This is a genomic window from Pseudactinotalea sp. Z1739 (assembly GCF_049725055.1).
In the GTDB taxonomy this organism is placed as follows: Bacteria; Actinomycetota; Actinomycetes; order Actinomycetales; family Beutenbergiaceae; genus CALKWS01.
In genome coordinates, this window is the sequence record NZ_JBMPQA010000015.1 from 76,681 (window position 1) to 97,232 (window position 20,552).

The 20,552-nt window shown below is 68.3% G+C and carries 14 protein-coding genes and 1 pseudogene; 4 read left to right on the plus strand and 11 right to left on the minus strand.

The features are described from left to right. Positions 1 to 210: 210 nt before the first annotated feature. A complete protein-coding gene (locus ACO0LV_RS16865; protein WP_424789084.1) occupies positions 211 to 2,574 on the minus strand; it encodes a helicase-associated domain-containing protein in 2,364 nt (787 codons plus the stop codon). A 224-nt stretch (positions 2,575 to 2,798) separates the two neighbouring features. Between ACO0LV_RS16865 and ACO0LV_RS16870 the strand changes: the two genes are divergently transcribed. Both ACO0LV_RS16870 and ACO0LV_RS16875 read left to right on the plus strand, forming a co-directional pair. Further along, entirely contained in the window at positions 2,799 to 3,182 is a 384-nt protein-coding gene (locus ACO0LV_RS16870) for a cold-shock protein (RefSeq protein WP_424789085.1), read from the plus strand. Next, the gene (locus tag ACO0LV_RS16875; protein ID WP_424789086.1) at positions 3,166 to 4,311 is read left to right on the plus strand and encodes a DUF3027 domain-containing protein; all 1,146 of its coding nucleotides are present in this window, start codon (positions 3,166 to 3,168) and stop codon (positions 4,309 to 4,311) included. The genes ACO0LV_RS16870 and ACO0LV_RS16875 overlap by 17 nt, the downstream gene beginning before the upstream one ends. 53 nt (positions 4,312 to 4,364) lie before the next feature. On the opposite strand, the gene ACO0LV_RS16880 is transcribed toward ACO0LV_RS16875, so the two are convergent. Both ACO0LV_RS16880 and ACO0LV_RS16885 read right to left on the minus strand, forming a co-directional pair. Next, positions 4,365 to 5,894, minus strand: a complete 1,530-nt coding sequence (locus ACO0LV_RS16880; RefSeq protein WP_424789087.1) for a DUF222 domain-containing protein — start codon at positions 5,892 to 5,894, stop codon at positions 4,365 to 4,367. A 168-nt stretch (positions 5,895 to 6,062) separates the two neighbouring features. Next, the gene (locus ACO0LV_RS16885; protein WP_424789088.1) at positions 6,063 to 7,826 is read right to left on the minus strand and encodes a PucR family transcriptional regulator; all 1,764 of its coding nucleotides are present in this window, start codon (positions 7,824 to 7,826) and stop codon (positions 6,063 to 6,065) included. Between the two features lie 80 nt (positions 7,827 to 7,906). On the opposite strand from ACO0LV_RS16885, the gene ACO0LV_RS16890 reads away from it, so the two are divergent. Both ACO0LV_RS16890 and ACO0LV_RS16895 read left to right on the plus strand, forming a co-directional pair. Continuing rightward, the gene (locus ACO0LV_RS16890) at positions 7,907 to 9,439 is read left to right on the plus strand and encodes a CoA-acylating methylmalonate-semialdehyde dehydrogenase (protein WP_424789089.1); all 1,533 of its coding nucleotides are present in this window, start codon (positions 7,907 to 7,909) and stop codon (positions 9,437 to 9,439) included. 12 nt (positions 9,440 to 9,451) lie between these two features. Continuing rightward, positions 9,452 to 10,822, plus strand: coding sequence for an aspartate aminotransferase family protein (locus ACO0LV_RS16895; protein WP_424789090.1), 1,371 nt, complete (start codon positions 9,452 to 9,454; stop codon positions 10,820 to 10,822). 108 nt (positions 10,823 to 10,930) lie between these two features. Here the strand turns inward: ACO0LV_RS16895 and ACO0LV_RS16900 are convergent, their stop codons facing one another. The 8 genes and pseudogenes from ACO0LV_RS16900 to wecB form a co-directional block, all read right to left on the minus strand. Then, positions 10,931 to 11,686, minus strand: coding sequence for a hypothetical protein (locus tag ACO0LV_RS16900; RefSeq protein ID WP_424789091.1), 756 nt, complete (start codon positions 11,684 to 11,686; stop codon positions 10,931 to 10,933). Positions 11,687 to 11,893: 207 nt separating this feature from the next. Continuing rightward, positions 11,894 to 13,123, minus strand: a complete 1,230-nt coding sequence (locus ACO0LV_RS16905) for a glycosyltransferase family 4 protein (RefSeq protein ID WP_424789092.1) — start codon at positions 13,121 to 13,123, stop codon at positions 11,894 to 11,896. After that, positions 13,123 to 14,163 carry a hypothetical protein gene (locus tag ACO0LV_RS16910; RefSeq protein ID WP_424789093.1) on the minus strand — a complete coding sequence of 347 codons (1,041 nt, stop codon included), beginning with the start codon at positions 14,161 to 14,163 and terminating at the stop codon, positions 13,123 to 13,125. The genes ACO0LV_RS16905 and ACO0LV_RS16910 overlap by 1 nt, the downstream gene beginning before the upstream one ends. Continuing rightward, positions 14,133 to 15,902 carry a polysaccharide biosynthesis protein gene (locus ACO0LV_RS16915; RefSeq protein WP_424789094.1) on the minus strand — a complete coding sequence of 590 codons (1,770 nt, stop codon included), beginning with the start codon at positions 15,900 to 15,902 and terminating at the stop codon, positions 14,133 to 14,135. Before ACO0LV_RS16915 ends, ACO0LV_RS16910 begins: the two co-directional genes overlap by 31 nt. Positions 15,903 to 16,170: 268 nt before the next feature. Then, the gene (locus tag ACO0LV_RS16920; protein ID WP_424789095.1) at positions 16,171 to 16,542 is read right to left on the minus strand and encodes an integrase core domain-containing protein; all 372 of its coding nucleotides are present in this window, start codon (positions 16,540 to 16,542) and stop codon (positions 16,171 to 16,173) included. 746 nt (positions 16,543 to 17,288) lie between these two features. Continuing rightward, positions 17,289 to 18,052: pseudogene (locus ACO0LV_RS16925) on the minus strand (IS256 family transposase); the annotation flags it as partial. A gap of 98 nt (positions 18,053 to 18,150) precedes the next feature. Further along, positions 18,151 to 18,891 carry a DUF6270 domain-containing protein gene (locus ACO0LV_RS16930; RefSeq protein ID WP_424789096.1) on the minus strand — a complete coding sequence of 247 codons (741 nt, stop codon included), beginning with the start codon at positions 18,889 to 18,891 and terminating at the stop codon, positions 18,151 to 18,153. Positions 18,892 to 19,162: 271 nt separating this feature from the next. Next, positions 19,163 to 20,299, minus strand: a complete 1,137-nt coding sequence (gene wecB / locus ACO0LV_RS16935; protein WP_424789097.1) for a non-hydrolyzing UDP-N-acetylglucosamine 2-epimerase — start codon at positions 20,297 to 20,299, stop codon at positions 19,163 to 19,165. Positions 20,300 to 20,552: the final 253 nt, after the last annotated feature.

Genomic DNA, 20,552 nt, shown 5'->3' on the forward strand with positions numbered 1-20,552 from the left:
GCGGCGCGAGCGGTCGTGGTCGGCAGGGGAGGGCCGGCAGCGGAGGGCCGACGGCGACTGCCGGGCTGCGTAGCGCCGCTGCTGAGATCGCGGCAGTTGGACTGAGTCCGCCGTGCAGGTGGTGCGATCTCGAGGCAGGTGCCGCGATCTCAACGGCAGGTGGAAGGGCGGCGCGATCGGGTGGTGGTCGGTAGGGGAGGCCAGACGGCGTCAGCCGGGCTGGGTGGCGACGCTGACGATGCGGTGGGCCGCCACCGTCAACTCGGCCTGCTTCACCACGTCGAGCACCCGCACCCGCCCGCCGGCCACGTTCAAGGGGCGCACCCGGCGGTGCTCGGGCGCTCCGGCCGATCCGGCGATCACCAGTTCCACCTGCGTGCCCCCGGCGGCGGCCTGGCGCAGGAGTTCCAAGGCGTACACGGGATCCTGGCTGTGCCCGTTGCCGGCACTGCGATGCGCCCGTTCCTCCCCGGTGCGCATCTGGGCGATCAGTTCGGCCAGTGCACCGGGATCATCGGCAGCGCTGTGCGTCACCGTGCCCGCAGGGACTCCAGCGTGCGTCCCGCCACCGGCTGAGCCCTCCGCAGTAATCCCGCTGCCGCCCCGCGCTCCGCTGCCCGCAGAAAGCCCAGTGCCCGCCCGCAGCCCCCGGCTGGCCCGCACCTGACGGCTGCCCAGGGCCACCACCTGCCCGTCGGGGCCCTCGGCCAGCGCCGAGTGCCCGGCCGCGCGCAGCGCCTCGATCAACTCCTGCGGCCCCACCTCGGCCACCGCCACCGTGGGCGCCAGCAGTCGCAACCCCAGGTCAGCCAGGCCCTTCTCACCCACCAGCGCAGTGAGCACCCCGTCTTGCCCGGCGCGCAGGAACGAGGCGGCCCGGCCCACCCGCAACTGCCCGTGGGTGCGGGCGGTGTCATGGACCAGGTACTCCAGCGGCTGGGGCACGCCGGTGCGGGAGAACCGACCCAGGTCGGTCAGGATCTGCTCGGGCAGCCACCCACCGTCCAGGGCCGCACGCACCGAGTCCGGGGTGAACCGCACCGTCATCGCCGAGCCGCGCGACTCGACCTGCGCGGTCGCCTCCAACAGCCGCGCCAGCGCCGGGTCCGGCCGGCCGGGCACGATCCCGGTGAGGTCGCCCTGGATGAACATCTCCTCCACCAGCGGGGGCAGGCCGACGGCGAAGGCTTCGGCTATCGCCGCGGGTGTCGCCTCCGCCGCCAGCAACACCCGGCCGGGCTCACTCAACGCCCCGGCTCCGGTCAGTCCCAGGGCTGCCGCCTCGGCCAGCACCGCGGCCACCGTGGCCTCCGGCGGGGCCGAACGCGGGGTGTGCCAAGCCAGGTGCTCCTGCACGGCCGCGGCGTCCGGGGCGGACCCGGCCGGCCACCGGTCCAACGCCTCCAGTACCCGGCGACGCAGTTGCGGCGCCCAGGAGCGCTGCAGGTCCGGGGCCAGGGCAGCGCGCAGCACGCCCTTGTCGGTCCGGGTGCCCACCAGCCACGGGGTGCGCGCCGACTCCAGCCACGTCCACACCATCTGGGCCCACCGGTCCTGCACCGGGTCGGGCTCGGGCTCCAACCCCACCGCGGTCGGCGCCCAGAACGAGCCGTCCCCACCATGGTGGTGACCCACCAGGCCGAGCATCCCGGCCAGCTCGGCGATCAGCGCCGCGTGTTCCACCTCCGCGTCGAGCATCCCGGCCAGGGCCCGCATGTCCCGCACTCCCACGCCACCGGTGCGCAGGACCGGCGGTGGGTCTTGCGCCCAGGCCCGGGTCAACTGGTCCAGATGTTGCAGCACCGATTCCCCGGCCCGGGCCGCCTCGGCCGCCACCGTCGAGGCATCCCGCACCGGCGCCTCCGTGAGCGGGGCGGCCGTGGGCACCTCGCGCACCAGCCGGCCCCCGCGCAGGGCCAGCGCCACCTCCCGGGGCAGCACCACCTGGGTCTCGGAGAGCCGGTGCAGGAGTTTGGCGCCCAGCAACCAGTGCACCGGTTCGGGCACCTGCTCGAAGGATCCCACTGCCGGCCCCCACATCAGCGCCGTCAGCATCCGCTTTGCTGGTTCCGGCGCCCCGGTGAGGGCTGCCGTCACGGCGGGCTTCGTCGTCGGCCATCCATCGGCGGCCCGCAGCCCGAGCGCGCGCAGCGGCGGGCCCAGACCCAGCGGAGCCGACGCCAGCGCCTCGCGGGCCCCCTCCACCAGCGAGATCGCCTCTGGGGACCCCAGCGCCAGGGCGCGGTCGAGCAGGTGCGCGGCGCCGTCGTCGGCCTCGAACCCCAGCGCCTCGGTGAGTGCGCGCACCGAGGTGGGGGAGGAGGGCGTGCTCATCACCGCCAGCGCTTCGGCCACGGTCAGGGTGGGGCGGTCCAGTTGCCCCAGCGCGTGGGTGATGGAGGCGCGCGAGCCGGCGCGGGTGGCCATCGCGGTGATCGACGACGGCGGTGGGGTGGCCAGATCCGGGCGGGTGCGCAGCATGTGCGCCAGGGCGTCGTCGTCCCAGCCTCGCAGGGTGCCGGCAAGGTCGGCGCCGGAGGGCACCGTCTCGGGTGCGGCAGGGCGGGAGGTCATCCGCACCATCTTAGTAAGTGTGTGGCTCCGGCTCGCGGTCGGGCAGCGTCAGGGTCGGGCAGCGTCAGGGTCGCGCCGACCGCGCCGCCACCCGGCCCCACCGCACCTGCACCCGCGCCCCATTGGGTTCGTCACTGCCTACGCGCGGCGTTACTCTGGGACCATTGAATACCGGCGGGTTCGATCCTGCCCAGTTACCACAGCACAGAAAGTCAGGGATCCAGGTGCCCACCGGCAAGGTCAAGTTTTTCGATGCTGATCGCGGGTTCGGCTTCATCGCCTCCGACGACGGCCAAGAGGTCTTCCTGCACGCCTCGGCCCTACCGGCCGACGCCGAGACGCCACGCCCGGGCACCCGGGTGGAGTTCGGGGTGGCCGACGGGCGGCGCGGCCTGCAGGCCCTGTCGGTGCAGGTACTGGACTCCGGGCCCTCGGTGGTGCGCGCCAAGCGCCGCCCCGCGGAGGACATGGCCGTGATCGTGGAGGACCTGATCCGCTCCCTGGACCGGGCCGGCGGGCGCCTGCGCGGTGGGCGCTACCCGGAGAAGGCCGAAGCGGCGAACCTGGCCCGACTCCTGAGGGTGGTGGCCGATGAGTTCGACGCGTGAGACCTTCGCCCCCCCGGCCCGCACCGGGTCGGTGCGCAAGCCGAACAAGGACGCCGTCCTGTCCGGCGCCGTGGACCTGGCGCGGATGGCCGTGGCCAGCGAGGCCGGGACCGACCTGGGTGAGTACCTCGGGTTCGAACTCGAGGGCGAACGGCTGGGCACCCATTACTTCACCACCACCGCGCCCGGGTACGTGGGCTGGCGCTGGTTCGTCACCCTGACCCGCGCCCCGCGTTCGCGCACGCCCGCGGTGGCCGAGGTCGGGCTGCTGCCCGGTGACGGGGCGTTGCTGGCCCCGGAGTGGGTGCCGTGGGCCGACCGGCTGGCCCCGGGGGACCTGAGCGCCACCGACCGGTTGCCCTACGACCCCGACGATGAGCGTCTGGAGCGGGGGTATGTGGCCACCGGGGATCCCGAGGCCGACCGGGTCGCGATCCGCGAGTTGGGCCTGGGCCGGGATCGGGTGATGAACCGCAAGGCCCTGGATGCCGCCGCCACCCGCTGGTACAACGGCCCCGCCGGCCCGGACACCTCCGGGGCACGCCAGGCCGGAGCGGACTGTGCCTCCTGCGGGTTCATCGTGCCGCTGGCCGGGTCGCTGGGCACCCTGTTCGGGGTGTGCGCGAACGAGTGGTCCCCCGACGACGGCAAGGTGGTCTCCCTGGACCACGGCTGCGGGGCGCACTCGGAGACCGACGTGCGCCGCCAGGGTGGGGAGTGGACCCAGTCCGACCCGCACCTGAACGACCTGGAACTGGAAGTGGTCGTCTCGGTGGAGCGCAGCCGCGCCGAAGAAGAGGACGACGACGGCGGCGACGGGCTCGACGGGCGTGAGACCGCTGAGGGCGCTGACGGGCGTGAGACCGCCGAGGATGCTGGTAGCCCGCAGGCCACCGAGGCCACCCAGACGGACGACGGCGAGGGTGCTGAGAGCCCGCAGAGCGCCGAGGCCACCCAGACGGACGACGGCGGCGGCGCTGGCAGCAAACAGAGCACCGAGGCCACCCGGACCGACGACGACGTGGCGACTGCCGACAGCAGTGTTGACACGGATGCAGATAGCTCTACTGCGGACAACAGTGTTGACACCGATGCAGATGGCGCGGAGAGGCGCGAGGACGACGCTTAACCTCGGCGGGTGTGGAAAACGCCACCGCTACTGCTGCAACCGCGTCGCTGCCGCTACTGCCGCATGGTGAAGGTGTAGCCGCCGGCGGATGCTCGGCCCTGGTGATATCTGTGGTCGTGGGCCATCCGATGATGGCGATGACATAGTGGCACCGCGTTATCGAGATCGGTGGGTCCGCTGTGGGACCAGGGGATGGCGTGGTGGAGTTCGCACCAGGCGTAGGGGCGTTGGCAGCCGTCGGCGGCGCAGGTGGTGTGGCGCACGGTCAGGGCGGTGCGTTGGGGTTCGGTGAAGAGTCGTTTGCTGCGCCCCAGGTCGAGTGGGATCGACTTTCCGTTCAGGACCGTTGGGATGAGGCCGGAGTTGCAGGCGAGTTGGCGGGCCTGGGCGGCGGAGATCTTTTCTCCGGTGTCCAACCCGGCTGCTGCGAGTCGTCCGCGGAGTACGTCTTCATCGAGGGTGACCACGATCGTGGCCGCGGTTTTGGGGCTGAGGTGGTCGGTGGGTAGGTGTTCGATGAGTTCTGCCAGGGCCAGGCCGTGCGTGTTCGCCCAGTCGGTGCGCCGCCCGTGGGCTACCCGGGCGGGGTTGGGCAGCCCGGACAGGTCCTCCATCGAACTGTCGGTCGCGCCCGTGCCGCGGCGTGCCTCTGCACCCAGTCCTGTGCCCGGTCCGGGGACCGGCTGCGGGCCCGGACCCGCGCGGGTGCCTGCTGCGGTGGCACCGGGGGCTTTGCTGGTGGCGTCATCGGCACCGAAGAGCGCGTCCTCATCCGCACTGGTGTTGTCGAAGGCCTGACGGCCCGCGCCGGCGTTACCGAACGCCCCGGCACCGCTGCCTGCGTTGCCGGTGCTGTCGTCGGTGCTGTTGTCTGCGGGTCCGTTGGTGCGGCGGGGTGCGGTCATGGTGTGGATGATCTTGCGCAGCAGGTGGCCGTGGAAGACCGGGAGGGTGAAGTGTCCGGTGACGGTGCCGTCGTGGTTGTCCCGCAGTGTCAGACGCGTCTGTGCCCGGGCGCGGGCTTCTTCATCGGCGATTTGGCCCTCTTCGTGCGCGTCGACGGTCTCGCGGTCCCTCTTCAGCGCCTCCAGTTGCCGCCGGGCGCGTTGGCGCAGCGCTGACGGGGGTATCTGCTTGGCCTTGTCCACCAGGTCCGCTTCGACCCGGTTCCGCTCCGCGGCGGTGAGGCCTTCGGGGAGTTTCTCTCCGGCGCCCACGATGATCTCGGCGTGCTCGGCAGAGATATCGCCTCCATCCAGGGCCCGCTGGGTGGGGACACGATCGGTGAGCCGGGTGGCGAGTTTGGTCTCTCGGCTGGTCTCACGCCCGTCGTCGTTGGTGTGCTTGGCCGCCCATGAGGCGGTATCGGCATGACCGGATCTCTGGGCGGTTCTGGCCTGATCGGCGGCGGCGAGGACTTTGAGCTTGTAGGCCCGCACCCGCGACTCGATCCGCTTCAGATCCACCAGCAACTGTCCCTGCCCTGCAGCGTTCAACCCACGTGGGTCCAACCCCACCAACCCATCCAGCGCGGCATAGACCTCCTGGGTGGGGGAGATATGCGGGAGCGGGTGGACTGCCATAAACCCACACTACCTAGAACAGGCGTTCGAGTCAATGGTTCGAACGAAACTCTTTCACATTGCACACGTTCGATCCGATGCATGGCAGATTCGATGAAGCCCCTGCTCGTTCGTTGTGTTCCGGGCCGGTCGAAGCCAGGCCCGACGACGACGGCGGTGCCCGGCCGTTCAGGTCGCCGACCCGACCTCCTTGGCCAGCAGCGCCACGTGCAGGGCGGTGCGGGTTTCGGCGTCGGCCAGGTCCACGCCGAGGATGCGTTCGATCCTGCGCAGCCGGGCGTACAGGGCCTGCCGGCTCAGGTGCAGGGCGCGGGCCAGGGGAGCGATGGCCCCGCCGGCCTCTAGGTAGCGGCGCAGCACGGTGACCAGGCCGGTGCCGTGCTGGTCGTCGTGGATGAGCAGTGGGGCGAGTTGGCGCTCGGCGAAGGCGGTGAGGCGTTCGTCGCCACCCAGCAGCATCAGCAGCCCGCGGATCCCGATGTCGGCGATGCGGTGGTACGCCTTGCGGTGCTCGGCCGGGATCAGCGCGGCGGCGCGGGCGATGTAGCCGGCTTCGGTCAGGTCTGCCCCGGCCTGGGAGATGCTGTGCCGCTCCGGCGTGGCGCCCACCACCGCGCCCTGCCGGACGCCGCCAGGGGTGACCGCGGTGCGCCCCAGCGCTGCCGCGAACGTCTCCAGCGCCGCCTCCGGGCTCGTCCTTGCCGGTAGCGCTACCAATACCCCGACCAGGTCCTCGTCCAGCGGGCTGACCAACGCGGATAACTGCGCCTGGGCGATAGCGCGCGAGACCGCCTCGGCCAGGGCCTGCTCCGACCGCGGGCCGGCGAGCGGGTCGGCGCGGTGGTCGCTGAGCGGGTCGGCACCGCGGTCGCTGAGCGCGTCCGCACCCGGTGAGTCCGCGCCGTCGCGTCTGCCTGAGGCCGCCCCCGCCCCGGCCACCCCCGCCCCGGCCGCCCCCGCCCCCGCCCCAGCACCCCCGTCGTCGGCCCGCCCCCGCGCGACGCACAGCGCCAGGTAACGCTGCGCCCGCACCAGGCCGAACGCCTCGGCGGCCGCGCGCACGTCCTCATCGGGCGCGCGGGCACCGGTGTCGGCGAACCCGGCGAGGAAGCGCTGCAGGGCCCGGGAGCGCAGCGAGGCCGCATCGCGTTCCATCAACCGCGCCACCGCCAACGCCTGCGCGGCCCGCTCCACCAGCATCCGCGCCGCCGACGGGGGCACCACGGGCTTGCCCACCAGAACCAGCCGCCCCCAGTCGCCCTGGGTGCCGCCCACACCGGTCACCAGCCACCCGTGCTCGGGCACCTCGTGGGTGCCGCCCACCCGGTCCACCAGCCGGGAGCGGGCCGACCAGTCGGTCAGCACCTGCGCATCGGCCCGGGTGTAGGCGATCACCTCATGGGCCAGGTTCTCCAGCACCACCGCGGTGCCGGCCATCTGCGCGGTGCGCTCGATGATCTCCTGGGCATCGGCGCCGGCGACGGCCACCTGGGTGAAGACCTCATGCACCTGCCGGGTGAAGGTGAGCAGTTCGTGCTGATCGTCCACGATCCGGGCATGCACCGCCTCGGTGATGGTGACGAACTTGACCGTGCGGTGCAGCGCCACCACCGGCAGCGCCGCCGCACTGGCCTCATCGACCATCACCTGGGGCACCGAGGCGAAGCGCCGCCCCAGTTCCACCACCAGCGCCGCCGCCCCGGCCGTGGCCAGCCCGCGGATGTACTCGCGCTGGCGCGCCGGGTCGTCGGGCAGGGCCACCAGGGTGGTGAGCAGCAACTCCCCACCGGAGAGCAACGCCGCCGGGTCATCGCCTTCGAACACGTGCACCCACCGCACCGGCCGGTCCAACTGGTCCGCACCGGTGAGCAGCCGGGGGATCCCGGTCTGCACGGCGGGGGAGTCCAACACCTGACGCACCGTGATCGACATTGACACAGTGTATGGAATTCGCCCGCCAAACGAACAGTATGTACCTACCGCCGGGGCCCGCACGGGCGCAGACTGGCACTATGACCACCACCGACACAGCCACTGCCGCCTCCACCACCGCCAACACGCCCGTGTCCCACTGGGTGAACGGGCAGCCCTACGCCGGCACGGCCGAGCGCAGCGCCGAGGTGTTCAACCCCGCCACCGGCCAGGTCTCCTCCCGTGTGGCCCTGGCCGGCGCCGAGGACGTCGAGCACGCCGTGGCCGCCGCCACGGCTGCCTTCCCCGCCTGGCGGGACACGTCCCTGGCCAAGCGCACGGCCATCCTGTTCACGTTCCGGGAACTGCTGAACGCCCGCAAGCACGAGTTGGCCGAGATCATCACCGCCGAGCACGGCAAGGTGCTCTCCGACGCCCTGGGTGAGATCACCCGCGGCCAGGAAGTGGTTGAGTTCGCCTGCGGCATCGCCGACCTGGTCAAGGGCGGGATGACGGAGAACGCCTCCACCAACGTGGACGTGTACTCGGTGAACCACCCGCTGGGCCCGGTGGCGATCATCTCCCCGTTCAACTTCCCGGCCATGGTGCCGATGTGGTTCTTCCCCCTGGCCCTGGCCACCGGCAACACCGTGGTGCTCAAGCCCAGTGAGAAGGACCCCAGCGCCTCGTTGTGGCTGGCCGAACTGCTGGCCGAAGCGGGTCTGCCCGACGGGGTCTTCAACGTGGTCCAGGGCGACAAGGTCGCCGTGGACTCCCTGCTCACCCACTCCGACATCAAGGCCGTCTCCTTCGTCGGCTCCACCCCGATCGCCCGGTACGTCTACGAGACCGCCACCGCGGCGGGCAAGCGGGTGCAGGCCCTGGGCGGGGCGAAGAACCACATGCTGGTGCTGCCCGACGCCGACCTGGACCTGGCCGCGGACGCTGCGGTCAACGCCGGGTTCGGTTCCGCCGGGGAGCGGTGCATGGCCATCTCGGCCCTGGTGGCCGTGAGGCCGGTGGGTGATGAGTTGGTCGCCAAGATCACCGAACGGATGAACAACCTCACCGTGGGTGATGGCCGCCGCAACTGCGATATGGGCCCGCTGGTCACCAAGGACCACCGTGACAAGGTGGCCTCCTACATCGACGCCGGGGAACGTGACGGCGCCGTGGTGGTGGCCGACGGACGCACCGTCACCCCCGACGGCGACGAGGCCGGCTTCTGGCTCGGCCCCACCCTGCTGGACCAGGTCACCCCGGGCATGAGCGTGTACACCGATGAGATCTTCGGTCCGGTGCTCTCGGTGCTGCGCGCCGACACCTACGAGGAGGGCCTGGAACTGATCAACACCAACCCCTACGGCAACGGCACCGCCATCTTCACCAATGACGGTGGCGCCGCGCGCCGGTTCCGCAACGAGGTGGAGGTCGGCATGGTCGGGGTGAACGTACCCATCCCGGTGCCGGTGGCCTACTTCTCCTTCGGTGGCTGGAAGGCCTCCCTCTTCGGTGACGCGCACGCCTACGGGCATCACGGGGTCAACTTCTACACCCGCACCAAGGTGATCACCGAACGCTGGTTGGACCCCAGCCACGGCGGCATCAACCTCGGCTTCCCCCAGAACGACTGAGACGAAGGCACCATGACCACCACCGAGACGGCACGCACAGCGGACACCCAGCGCACCTACGACCTGGACCGGTCGCACGTGTTCCACTCCTGGTCCGCCCAGGGCGCTCTGGACCCGATGGTCATCACCCGGGCGCAGGGCTCCTACGTCTGGGATGACCAGGGAAAGAAGTACCTGGATTTCTCCTCCCAGATGGTCAACGTCAACATCGGCCACCAGCACCCCGCGGTGGTCCAGGCCATCAAGGACCAGGCCGACAAGATCTGCACCATCGCCCCCGCCCACGCCAACGACGCCCGCTCCGAGGCCGCCCGCCTCATCGCCGAGCGCGCCCCGGAAGGCCTGGAGAAGGTGTTCTTCACCTCCGGCGGGGCCGAGGCGGTGGAGAACGCGGTGCGGATGGCCCGCCTGCACACCGGGCGGAACAAGGTGCTGTCCACCTACCGCAGCTACCACGGCGCCACCTCGGCGGCGATCAACCTCACCGGTGACCCGCGCCGCTGGGCGAACGAGTTCGGCAACGCCGGGTACGTGCACTTCTTCGGCCCGTTCCTGTACCGCTCCCCGTTCCACTCCGAGACCCAGGAGCAGGAGACCGAGCGCGCCCTGGCCCACCTGGAGCAGACCATCGCGTTCGAGGGTCCGGGCACCATCGCCGCGATCATCCTGGAGACCGTGCCGGGCACCGCCGGCATCATGCCCCCGCCGCCGGGTTACCTGGCCGGGGTGCGCGAACTGTGCGACCGGCACGGCATCGTCTACATCGCCGATGAGGTGATGAGTGGGTTCGGCCGCACCGGCACGTGGTTCGCCTTCGAGCACTACGACGTGGTGCCGGACCTGATCACCTTCGCCAAGGGCGTCAACTCCGGATACGTGCCCCTGGGCGGGGTGGTGCTCAACAACGAGATCGCCGCCACCTTCGATGAGCGCGTCTACCCCGGCGGGTTGACCTACTCCGGCCACCCGCTGGCGTGCGCAGCGGCCGTTGGGGCGATCACGGCGATGACCGACGAGGGCGTGATCGACAACGCCGCCACCCTGGGTGAGCAGGTGGTGGGCCCGCGCCTGGCCACAATGGCCGAGGACCACCCGGTGATCGGGGAGGTGCGCGGCCTGGGCATGTTCTGGGCCCTGGATCTGGTGATCGACCGCGACACCCGCGAACCGCTGGCCCCGTACGGCGGCACCAGCGCGGCGATGGGTGAACTCATCGGCGCGGCGAAGCAGGCCGGCCTGCTGGTGTTCAGCAACTACCACCGCATCCACGTGGTGCCCCCGTGCACCGTGACCGAGGCGGAGTTGACGCAGGGCCTAGACATCCTCGATGAGGTGCTGCACGTCGCCGATGCGCACACCACCGCTGGTTCCAACCAGCGGTAAGGCAACAACGGACGACGACGACGCCCGGCGGTCGTTGCAGAACTCACCGCCGGGCGGTGGTCGTCTCTGCGCCCGTCGAGGGGTATCGAAGTGGGGCCCAGGTTTGTCTCAGCGATAGGCTGTCCGGTCGATGGAGGCCTCGTAGATCTGCTGTCCCAGGTTAGTGTTCCAGATGCGTCGTGGGCGGGTCGGTACCAGGGGGCCGCCCGTGACACCGCCCGGTCTTGGGTGTCGATTCAACCAGGCCACGGTCTCGACCGCTGCGTACCGTGTGGAACTGCGCCCATGGCGGTCGTAGAGTTCGTCCAGCACTGGGACCAGGTCGGAATCGCGAGAGGCCAGTACAACAACATCGATGTCGGCTCTCTCCGACTCGTTGATGCACGCCACCGCGCACAAGACGTCGATTCCCTTCTCGCGCGGTCGCCCGATCGGCACCTTCTTGCCGTTGACATCTCGGGTCTCCCTGCCGTCTGCGCCTCGTTGATACGCGTACTTGAGGTCGCGCAGTACGACCTGCGCGCCGTCCTCCCGCCACTGGCTGGCCTGGTCGATGCAACGGCGGTGTTGTTCCCAGTCGTGATCCACGTGGGGGAGTCCCCGAAACACAGTGACGCGGTGCAACTCGGCTTGAGGAAACCCCGTTCGTTGGCGTGCATTTCGCTCGCGGATCGCGTTTCGCGCGAACTGCATCGGGTGGATGAGTGAGTCGCGTTCGGGCCCACCCGGATCGAAGACGTCGCGCGCTGTCAGGTGAACGTTCTGGTAGTCGATCACCACGGATGCTCGCAGCACTGCTCCTCCATGAAAAAAAATCCCCGCCAATCCGTAGACGGCGGGGAGCAAGGCTTCAGTGTTTCCCATAGCGCAACGCGAGTCAAGTTGAGGAGCGCCAAGATGGATCCGAGTGCAGGACTGAGTTTATACCAAGGGGCCTCATCGTTCGACTGTCCTCGCCACCCACGGTGAGCAGGTAATCAGCCCTCGCCTAGCCTCGATGACCGAGAACCACCCCGGTTCCAACCAGCGGTAACAACGGACGACGACGACGCCCGGCGGTCGTTGCAGAACTCACCGCCGGGCGGTGGTCGTCACGTGCTGCAAGAGGGAGAGATAGCGCTCGGCCAGGTCCTCCTCGCGGGCGTGCGTGGCGAGCCACTGCGCGCCGCTGTCCCCGACGTCGAGCAGGCTGCGGTCCTGCTCGAGGGTGCGCCACAGCCCGGCGAGGGCCTCCACATTCCCGGAGGGCACCACGTGCCCAGCGCCGGCGTCGGTGAGGATCTGAGCCGGTTCACCGGCCAGCGCCCCGGTGACATGTCGGCCGGTGCCGATCACCTCTAGGAGCTTCGAGGGCACCGTCCAGGCCATCGGCTCCCAGGGCCGCAGGCTCACCAGCACCGTGTCGGCCCAGGTGTACTGCGTTGCGGTTTCGGCGGGGGACACCGGGTCCAGGAACGTCACCGGTGCCTGGAGTTGGTCAGCCAGCGCCCGGACCTCGGGGCGCAGCGCCCCATCGCCCACGATGCGCATCTGCCCGCCCACACCCTGCTGCCGGAGTAGTGCGGCGGCTCGCACCGCAGTTGCCAAGTCCTGAGATCGGCCCACGGTGCCCAGATAGAGGATGCGGAGCGGACCATCGTGGTCGATGCGTGCCGACACCTGCTGCTGGTTGGTCCCGGTGCGGATCACGTGCACCGGCGGCATGCCGCGGTCGCGGAGCCGTTGGGCGAAGGCCTCCGAGGTGGTGACCAGCGCGGTGGCCCGGCGCTGCGCCCACGTCACCACATGGTGAGCCGCAGTGGCGAGAACACTGGTGAGCACGCTGGACTCGTCGTCCTGCCATTGGCGCCGGTAGGAGATCAGGTCCGGCCAAGCATCGCGCATCTCCACCACCACCGGCACGCCCAGCAACCGCCCGAGGACAGCACCGGCGAGGACTGTGGGCAGACTGGGGGCGGTCGCCACGATCACGTCCGGGCGGTGCCGGCTGAATCTGGTCAGGCCTACCCGGACGGTGTCCACCGCGGCGATGATTTGGTCCAATCCGCGGGTGCGCACCGTCTTGTCATAGGGCAGGTACCGCACACGGTGCACCACCTCCCCCCAGGCACCGGCTGAGCGGGCTCCGGGGCGAAGCACAGCGTGTTCGGCGCGCACATAGCCGTGCGGGTAGTGCGGGGGAGTCGTGATCACGTTGACCCGCACGCCGCGGTTGCGCAGGTGCGGCACCAGTGCGGACCAGCGCCGCTGTGGGGCCCCGACCTCGGGCGGGTAGTAGTGGCTCAGCAGGAGCACGCGCATCAGGTTGCTGCCTTCCGCCACGGCACTGGCGCCGAGGCCCACACCGGTAGCCGCAGGTATGCCGCTGCCACGGCGAGGATGAGTACCGCCGTGACCACCTGCAAGGGCACTGGGGCGTCCAGCAGCATCGGCAGGGTCAGCAGGCACATCGAGGCGGCCACGAAGCTCACGGTGCCGGCGACCCGCAGGTGAGACCAGCCGGCGGTGATCAGGCGCTGGTAGATGTGCAGTTTGTGCGGTTCGTACCAGCGTTCCCCGGCCCGGATCCGTAGTTGCAAGGTGTAGGCGGTGTCCAGGAGGTACACCAGGAACGGAGCCAGGAGCGCGGCGATTGGTACCCCGTTGCCCGCCAGCACCAGTGCGGCCGCGGTGAGCGCGGCGCCGATCGAGTAACTGCCCACATCCCCGAGGAAGATCTTGGGCGCCACCGCATTGAACGGCAAGAACCCCAACGCGGCGCCGGCCAAGGAGGCGCTGAACAGTGCGGTGGTGGGGCTGTCGGCGGTCAGAGCCAGTACCGCGAGCCAGAGTCCGCTGACCACGGTGTGGGTTGAGACCAAGCCGTTGGCGCCGTCCATGAAGTTGGTGACGTTGACCGCCACCAGCAGGGCACCGGCGGCGAACAATGCCCACACCGGGCTCCACCCAGTGAGGATCGTTCCCACCAGGGCTACCAGGAATCCCAGCACCACTTGGATCGCGAACCGGAACCTGGCGCTGAGGGAGGTGAGATCATCGTTGAAGCCGAGCGCGCCGTACAACACCGTGCTCGCCAACAGCCAGGACGCCCCCATGGCGTGATAGTCCGACCCCAGGGTTGCCCCGACCAGCACCCCGATCGCGAGGGCCACCAGCACGGCGAGCCCGCCCCCACGAGCAACGGGCTGGTGGTGTAGCGATCGGGCGACCGGAGCATCAACCACACCGAAATGGTGCAGCACCCGGATCAGCACCCAGGTCAGGCCGGCGCCGGTGAGCGCTGCGCCGGCGCCGGCGGCCAGCACGCCCATCAAGTTTCGGTCCCCACCCGCTTCAACCACGCGAGCACGTCCTCGGCCGGGAGCAACCCCGCCCGACTGCGCAACTCGGCCAGGTCGGTCAACTGCCGCGGCTGCAGGGGAGGAACCTGTACGTGCGTGATCAGCTCGTGGTGGGGGCGTTCATCGGTTTCGGCGGCGCCCAGGCGGCTCTCCCGGAGTTTCTCCCCGGGGCGCACCCCGGTGTAGACCACATCGACGTTGACTGCGCCGTTGAGTTCGGCGTATCGGCGCGCGATGGTCTCCACGTGCACCGCGTCGCCCATGTCCAGCACCAGGGCTTGGCCCGGGCCGCCGATCGTGGCTGCCTGCAGCACCAACTGGCAAGCCTCGTTGACTGACATGAAGTACCGGTACATGCCTGGATCGGTGATGGTCAGGGGCCGGTTGGTTGCGACCTGGGCGCTCCAGGTGCGCAGCGCCGAGCCACGGGAACCCAACACGTTGCCGAAGCGCACCGAGATGTAGTGCTTGCCTGATCCATTGGCCACCCCGGCCACCAAGCGTTCGGCGGCGCGTTTGGAGTAGCCGAGCACACTGATGGGGTCGGCGGCCTTGTCGGTGGAGATGTGAACGAACCGGGCGACATCGTGCCGCTTGCAGGCGCGAGCGAGGTCGTAGGTGACGTGCACGTTCGCGGACAGTGCCTCGTAGGGGAACCGCTCGAGCAAGGGCAGGTGCTTGAGCGCGGCGGCGTGGAACACCACATCGGGCCTGATGGTGCCGATCAATTCATCCACCATGCCCGGTACGCGCAGGTCGCACAGGACCACGTCCTCCGAATCCAGGAGCGCGCTGCCCTCGATGGACAGTTGCGTGGTGTGCAGGCCGGACTCATCACGGTCGGTCAACACCAACCGCCGGGGGGCGAACTGGGAGATCTCCCGCGCCAGTTGTGAACCGATCGAACCCCCTGCGCCGGTGACCAGCACGACCTTGCCATCCAGGTACGCCGAGATGGCCTGGAGATCGGTATCGACCGGGTTGCGCCCTATGAGGTCCTCCAGGCCCACCTTGCGGAACATCGCCTGGGTGGTGAGGCGGTGTTCCCTTCGTGCTTCCTCCGGGGCCACCGTCATCAGTGCCGAGGTGGAGGGCATGGTACGGAACTGCAGACCAGCCTCACGGGCGACCCGCGAGGCGCGCAGCACCACCTCACTGCTCGCGCTCGGGATCGCTAGCAGGGCGGTGTCTGCGTTGGTGCGCTCGGCGACCTTTGCCAAGTCATCCAGCGTGCCCATCACCCGCACGCCACCGATACGCAAGAATCGCTTGTGCGGGTCATCATCAAGGAGTGCAACCGGGACGTAGTGGTTGTTCCGGTCGGTCTGCATCATCTCGATGGCCAGCGCCCCACCCTCGCCGGCTCCGAGGATCAACGTGCGCGGACCATTGGACTTGCGTGTCTGGTTGCTGCCTTGGCGAAGGGCGAAGAAGCGCACCGCAGCCATGAGGCCGACTGCACCTGTGAAGGAGAACAGCGCTACGGACAGCGGAATCGGTCGCGAGGGGAGTAGGACCGTGTAGATTGTCAGCGCGATCGCGATCAAGGCGCCGATCATCGCCAACGTGACGATCTCGTCGCGAGACCCATACCGGTACTGGCCGCGGTAGATCAGCGCCGCGCCGAGCGATACCTGGATCACCACGGCAATGAGGACGGCCGACATGAGGCCCCCGGCCCGCACGGGCACATCCGCCAGATCGAACCGCGCGAGGGCGAACGCAGTAAGAGTCACCACCCAGCACAGCACATCCACCGATGCGCGGAGCACCCAGTCGGCGCGGCTGGAGCGCTGGTGGCGGGGAGTGATCCCTCGGCCAGCGTCAACTGGGGATGGTGGTACGGGTGGCCTACTCACACAGACACTCCCCAAAGACCCCCTACAATTGGGCAACTTACCTGCTCAGAGTACCGAGGGACCCTACCATCAGGTAGAGCATGTGCTGTTTGGCACCGCTGGCGCTACCTTAGCCTTGTTGGGGTTGACCCCGTTTCGTGGGCATCGGTTAAGCGGCTTGTGCGGTTATCGTGGTGAGCCGGTGCTCGAAGGCTACCGGGCTGATCTGGCCGAGCGCGCAGTGGCGTCTGCGGCGGTTGTAGACGTTCTCGATCCATGAGCTGACCGCGGCGATAGTTTCGACTCGGGTGGCGAAGGTGTGCCGCTGGTAGAACTTTGTCTTCAGCGTCGACCAGAAACTCTCCTGCTGGGCGTTGTCCCAGCACACCCCGGTGCGTCCGACGGACAGACGCACGTCGATCTCCTCGGCGACGGCAGCCAGTTGACTCGAGGTGTATTGACAGCCGCGGTCGGCGTGGAAGATGACCTTTGCGGTGGAGCCGGTGTACCCGAGTACTCGACGGGAGCAGCCGTCGCGCACCGCGCACAGGTACAGCCAGCCCTGTCCGGTAGCCAGAGAGGTGATGTCTGAGGTCCAACACGAGGTTCAGCGCACCTCGGTCGAAGTCTCGCTCGACCAGGTCAGGGATGGCATGCGGCTTCTGATCGGCGATCGTGCTCACCGGGCGCCACGGGCGCGGACTGATCCCGCGAATCTCGTTCTCCCGCATGAGTTTCGCGACCGTCTTAGGCGATACGACCTCGCCGGCATCGCGTAGTCCGCCAAGATCCGTGGGGCGCCGTTGACGCCATCGGAGGCGTCGTGGGCGACCTTGATCTTGACCGTCAGATCGGCCCGACGCGCCGCCCGCGACCCGGGCTGGCTGGACTGTCGTTGCTGCCAGGCGTAGTAGCCCGAGCGGGAGACTCCGAGCAGGTCGACCATCCTGGTCACGTCACAGTTGGCCTTCTCCGCCTCGATCACTGCGAACGCCCGTTCGGGTTCGACGCGTTCTCCGCCACGAAGAAGGCTCTGATATGCAGGTGATCCTCTCCCGGGTCTGAGGACGCGATGCGCGGCCGCCGGGGAGGGCGGAGAAGAGGTCCCTGCATGCCTTGGTCACCATTTTTAGAGCGCCGTCCTTTGGGGGTGTCGGGGGTCGAGGTCCGCTTGGGCCACGGACTGGTCGATGACTACCTCAGATTCGTCGCGGCCCGATGCCGACCGAACACGGTGCTCGCTTGCGGGTATGACCTGAAGGTGTTCTTCACCGTCGTGGCCAAGGACCCGGTAGAGACCAGGAAGAACACATCGAGTACGCCGCGGTTCTTGATATCGGTCAGGACACTCATCCAGAACTTCGCACCCTCGCCACCGGTCCCTGCCCATAGGCCCAGGACGTCCTTCTCCCCGGCCAGGGTGACCCCGATCGCGGCATAGACCGGCCGGTTCGCGACCTGACCGTCACGGACCTTCACCATGATGGCATCGATGAAGATCGCCGCGTAGACGCCCTCCAGGGGACGATTGACCCACTCGGTCATCTCCTCGATCACCTTGTCCGTGATCCGTGAAATGGTCTCCTTGGAGACCGAGGCGCCATAGATCTGGTCGAAGTGCGCAGCGATCTCACCGGTGGTCAGGCCCTTGGCATACAGCGAGAGCACGATCTCATCGACCCCGCTCAACCGCCGTTGCCCCTTCTTGAGGATCTGCGGCTCAAACTTCCCTCGCGGTCACGAGGGACCTCGATCTCGTCCTTGCCAGTGGCCTCGGTCAACACCGTCTTGGGCCGGGTCCCGTTGCGCACATCGCGGCCACCACGCTCAGGTTCGGCCCGGTTGTTCTCATGGCCCAGGTGCTCGGTCATCTCCTCGTTCAGCGCGGTCTCGAGCACGTACTTGGTGAACTGCTTCAACAACCCGTCCGGGCCAGTCAGCGACAGGCCTTGGTCCTTGGCCAACTTGACCAGCTCGGCTGCAGCGGCCACTTCAGGCGATGGCTCGGATTTCTTCTTCGGTGGATTCACATCGCTCAGTGTCGTAGTCATCACGGCACCTTCCCCGCCAGGCCCACGCCCGGCGTGCCAGGCCGGAAACACCGAAAAATCCACAGTCCCCCACCGAACGGGGTCAACCTCATTGGTCGCTAGTTGGAGTTAGCGACCATCTGCTCGATGGTGCGGGTGATGCCCAGGTAGGCTTGCTCGGTGTAGTGGTAGGCCGCCGGGCCCCACTTGTGCGCGGAGTCTGCGATGGCGTCCTTGCCGATCACATGCGTCCGAACGCCCGCATCCTTGAACACCTGATGATAGCGAGAGAATGCCCTGTTCCAGTGCCGCGCCGACTTGTTCCACCACTTGTTGGCCGGGGTGCCTACGTCGGTGTGGCTGGCGAAGGTGGCCTCGATGAGCAACGTCCGTTCGATCAATCCGGTTTGGCGTAGTAGCCCGATGAAGGCGGACGCCGCTGGCAACCAGAGCGCGAAGTGCTCGTTGGATCCGAAGGCGATCATCGGAGACGCATCCGGAAAGTGCTGAAGCAAGTTGGAATCCAGCAACTCCTGGGAGCGCGTGACGTACTCGCCGTCGCCCAATGCCACGACGCCCAGGCGTTCGTCGACCAAGTCCAGCACCAGAACGTCGATGTCGTCGGCTTGCTGCGCCAAAGCACTCCGCATCGAACTAGCGAAGTCGTTCACCACCATGCGCTGCTGGAAGGTCGACGCAAGGTCGGGATCCTCGGGCAGGTCCACGGACTCCGTGGTGGTGCTGATCAACGACTGCCGCGCTGTGTACCCATTGAGCACGTGATCCGGTCCCAGATACTCGTACATGTCCCGGGAGACGCAACTGCCGTATAGCAGCACGCGACGCGAGGCCCCACCCATGGAGTCTCCCTTCTGGGATCAGTGGACCGATGAACTGCAACCCAATCTAATGCGTCACTACTTCGAAGGGCCTGGCATCGTGACTGGACTGGGTTTGGTAGAGAGACTCCTGAGTAGGGAACTAGGACGTCTCAATGTCAGCGTGGCGCTGCCGCTCATGCGGTGGTTGGTTCCTGAGCACCTGACGCCTGGCTCAGAGGATGGATATTGTCACCTTCGGGGCCGCGAGCATGCGCGTTACTGGCGTCGGGGGTGAAGGAGCGGCCAGCGGCTATTCCTCAGCCTTGAATTCGGGAAGCCGGTCACCGATGCCGAGCATACTCTCGATGGCGGCGAGCGATCGAGGGGCGGCCATCCCATCGCCATATGGGTTGACCGCATGCGACATGAACTCGTACTGCGCGTGATCGGCTATCAACGAGCGGACCTCGGTGACGATGCGGTTTTCGTCTGTTCCGATCAGCCGGACTGTTCCGGCCTCGACGGCCTCGGGCCTTTCAGTATTCTCCCGCAGCACGAGCACCGGCTTGCCCAAACTCGGGGCCTCTTCCTGGATGCCACCTGAGTCGGTTAGCACGAGGGTGGACAGCGAGAGCAGCCGGGTGAAGTCGCCATACGGGAGGGGCTCGGTAACGATTACGTTGCTCAGTCCGGCGAGGTAAGGCAGCACCGCAGTCCGCACCATTGGATTGCGGTGGACAGGCAGCACAATGACATAGTCACGGAACTCTGTGGCAAGGCGGTGCAGGGCGCGCCCCACGCCATGCATGGCTTCCCCCCAGTTTTCCCGCCTGTGGGTGGTCACAAGGAGCACCTGCCTGCCGGAGTCGGCCAGCCTCGCGAGGTCCGGATCGGAGAAGGGCCCCCCGGCTTCTACAGCGCGCAAAAGCGCGTCGATTACGGTATTACCCGTAACAACGACCGAACCCGGGTCGACCTGTTCACGCAACAGGTTGGCTCGTGAAGTGGCCGTGGGAGCTAGGTGCAGCGTAGCGACCTGACTCGTAATCCTGCGGTTTGCCTCTTCGGGGAAGGGGGACTCGATGCTTCCACTGCGCAGGCCGGCCTCTAGGTGCACCACGGGGATGCGGCGGTAGAAGGCTGCAATTGAAGCCGCAGCCACGGAGGAGGTGTCCCCTTGGACCACCACGGCGTCCGGGGCAACCTCCTCTAGAATTGGATCGAGTCGGTCGAAGACCTTAGCCATCAGCAGGTTCAGTGTCTGCCCGACCCCAAAGACGTCCAAGTCGTAGGTGGGATCGATATCAAAGATCTCGTTGACTTGGTCCAGCATCATCCGGTGTTGGCCGGTGACGACAGTGATGGACTCCAGTTTTGGCGCTCCTTCGATGGCCTTGATGACCGGAGCTACTTTGATTGCTTCAGGACGGGTACCGTAGATCGTCATAACGCGGGGTCTAGGCATTGGAAATCCTCTGTCGTTAATCCACAGGCAACTATCTCGGGCCAGATCACTGTACTGCGCCGGTGCTCTGGGGGTCCTCGGCGACCAGGAGACAAGCGCCTCGCAACACACCACCACCACGAAAGGGCCAACTCCTTACGACGTTCAAGGCCGCTCCCGTCTGGATCGATCCGTCTCCCGGGACTACCCAGAGCGGCCCAGCAGTTCCGCGTCGCCGGGCCATACCACCAGTTGC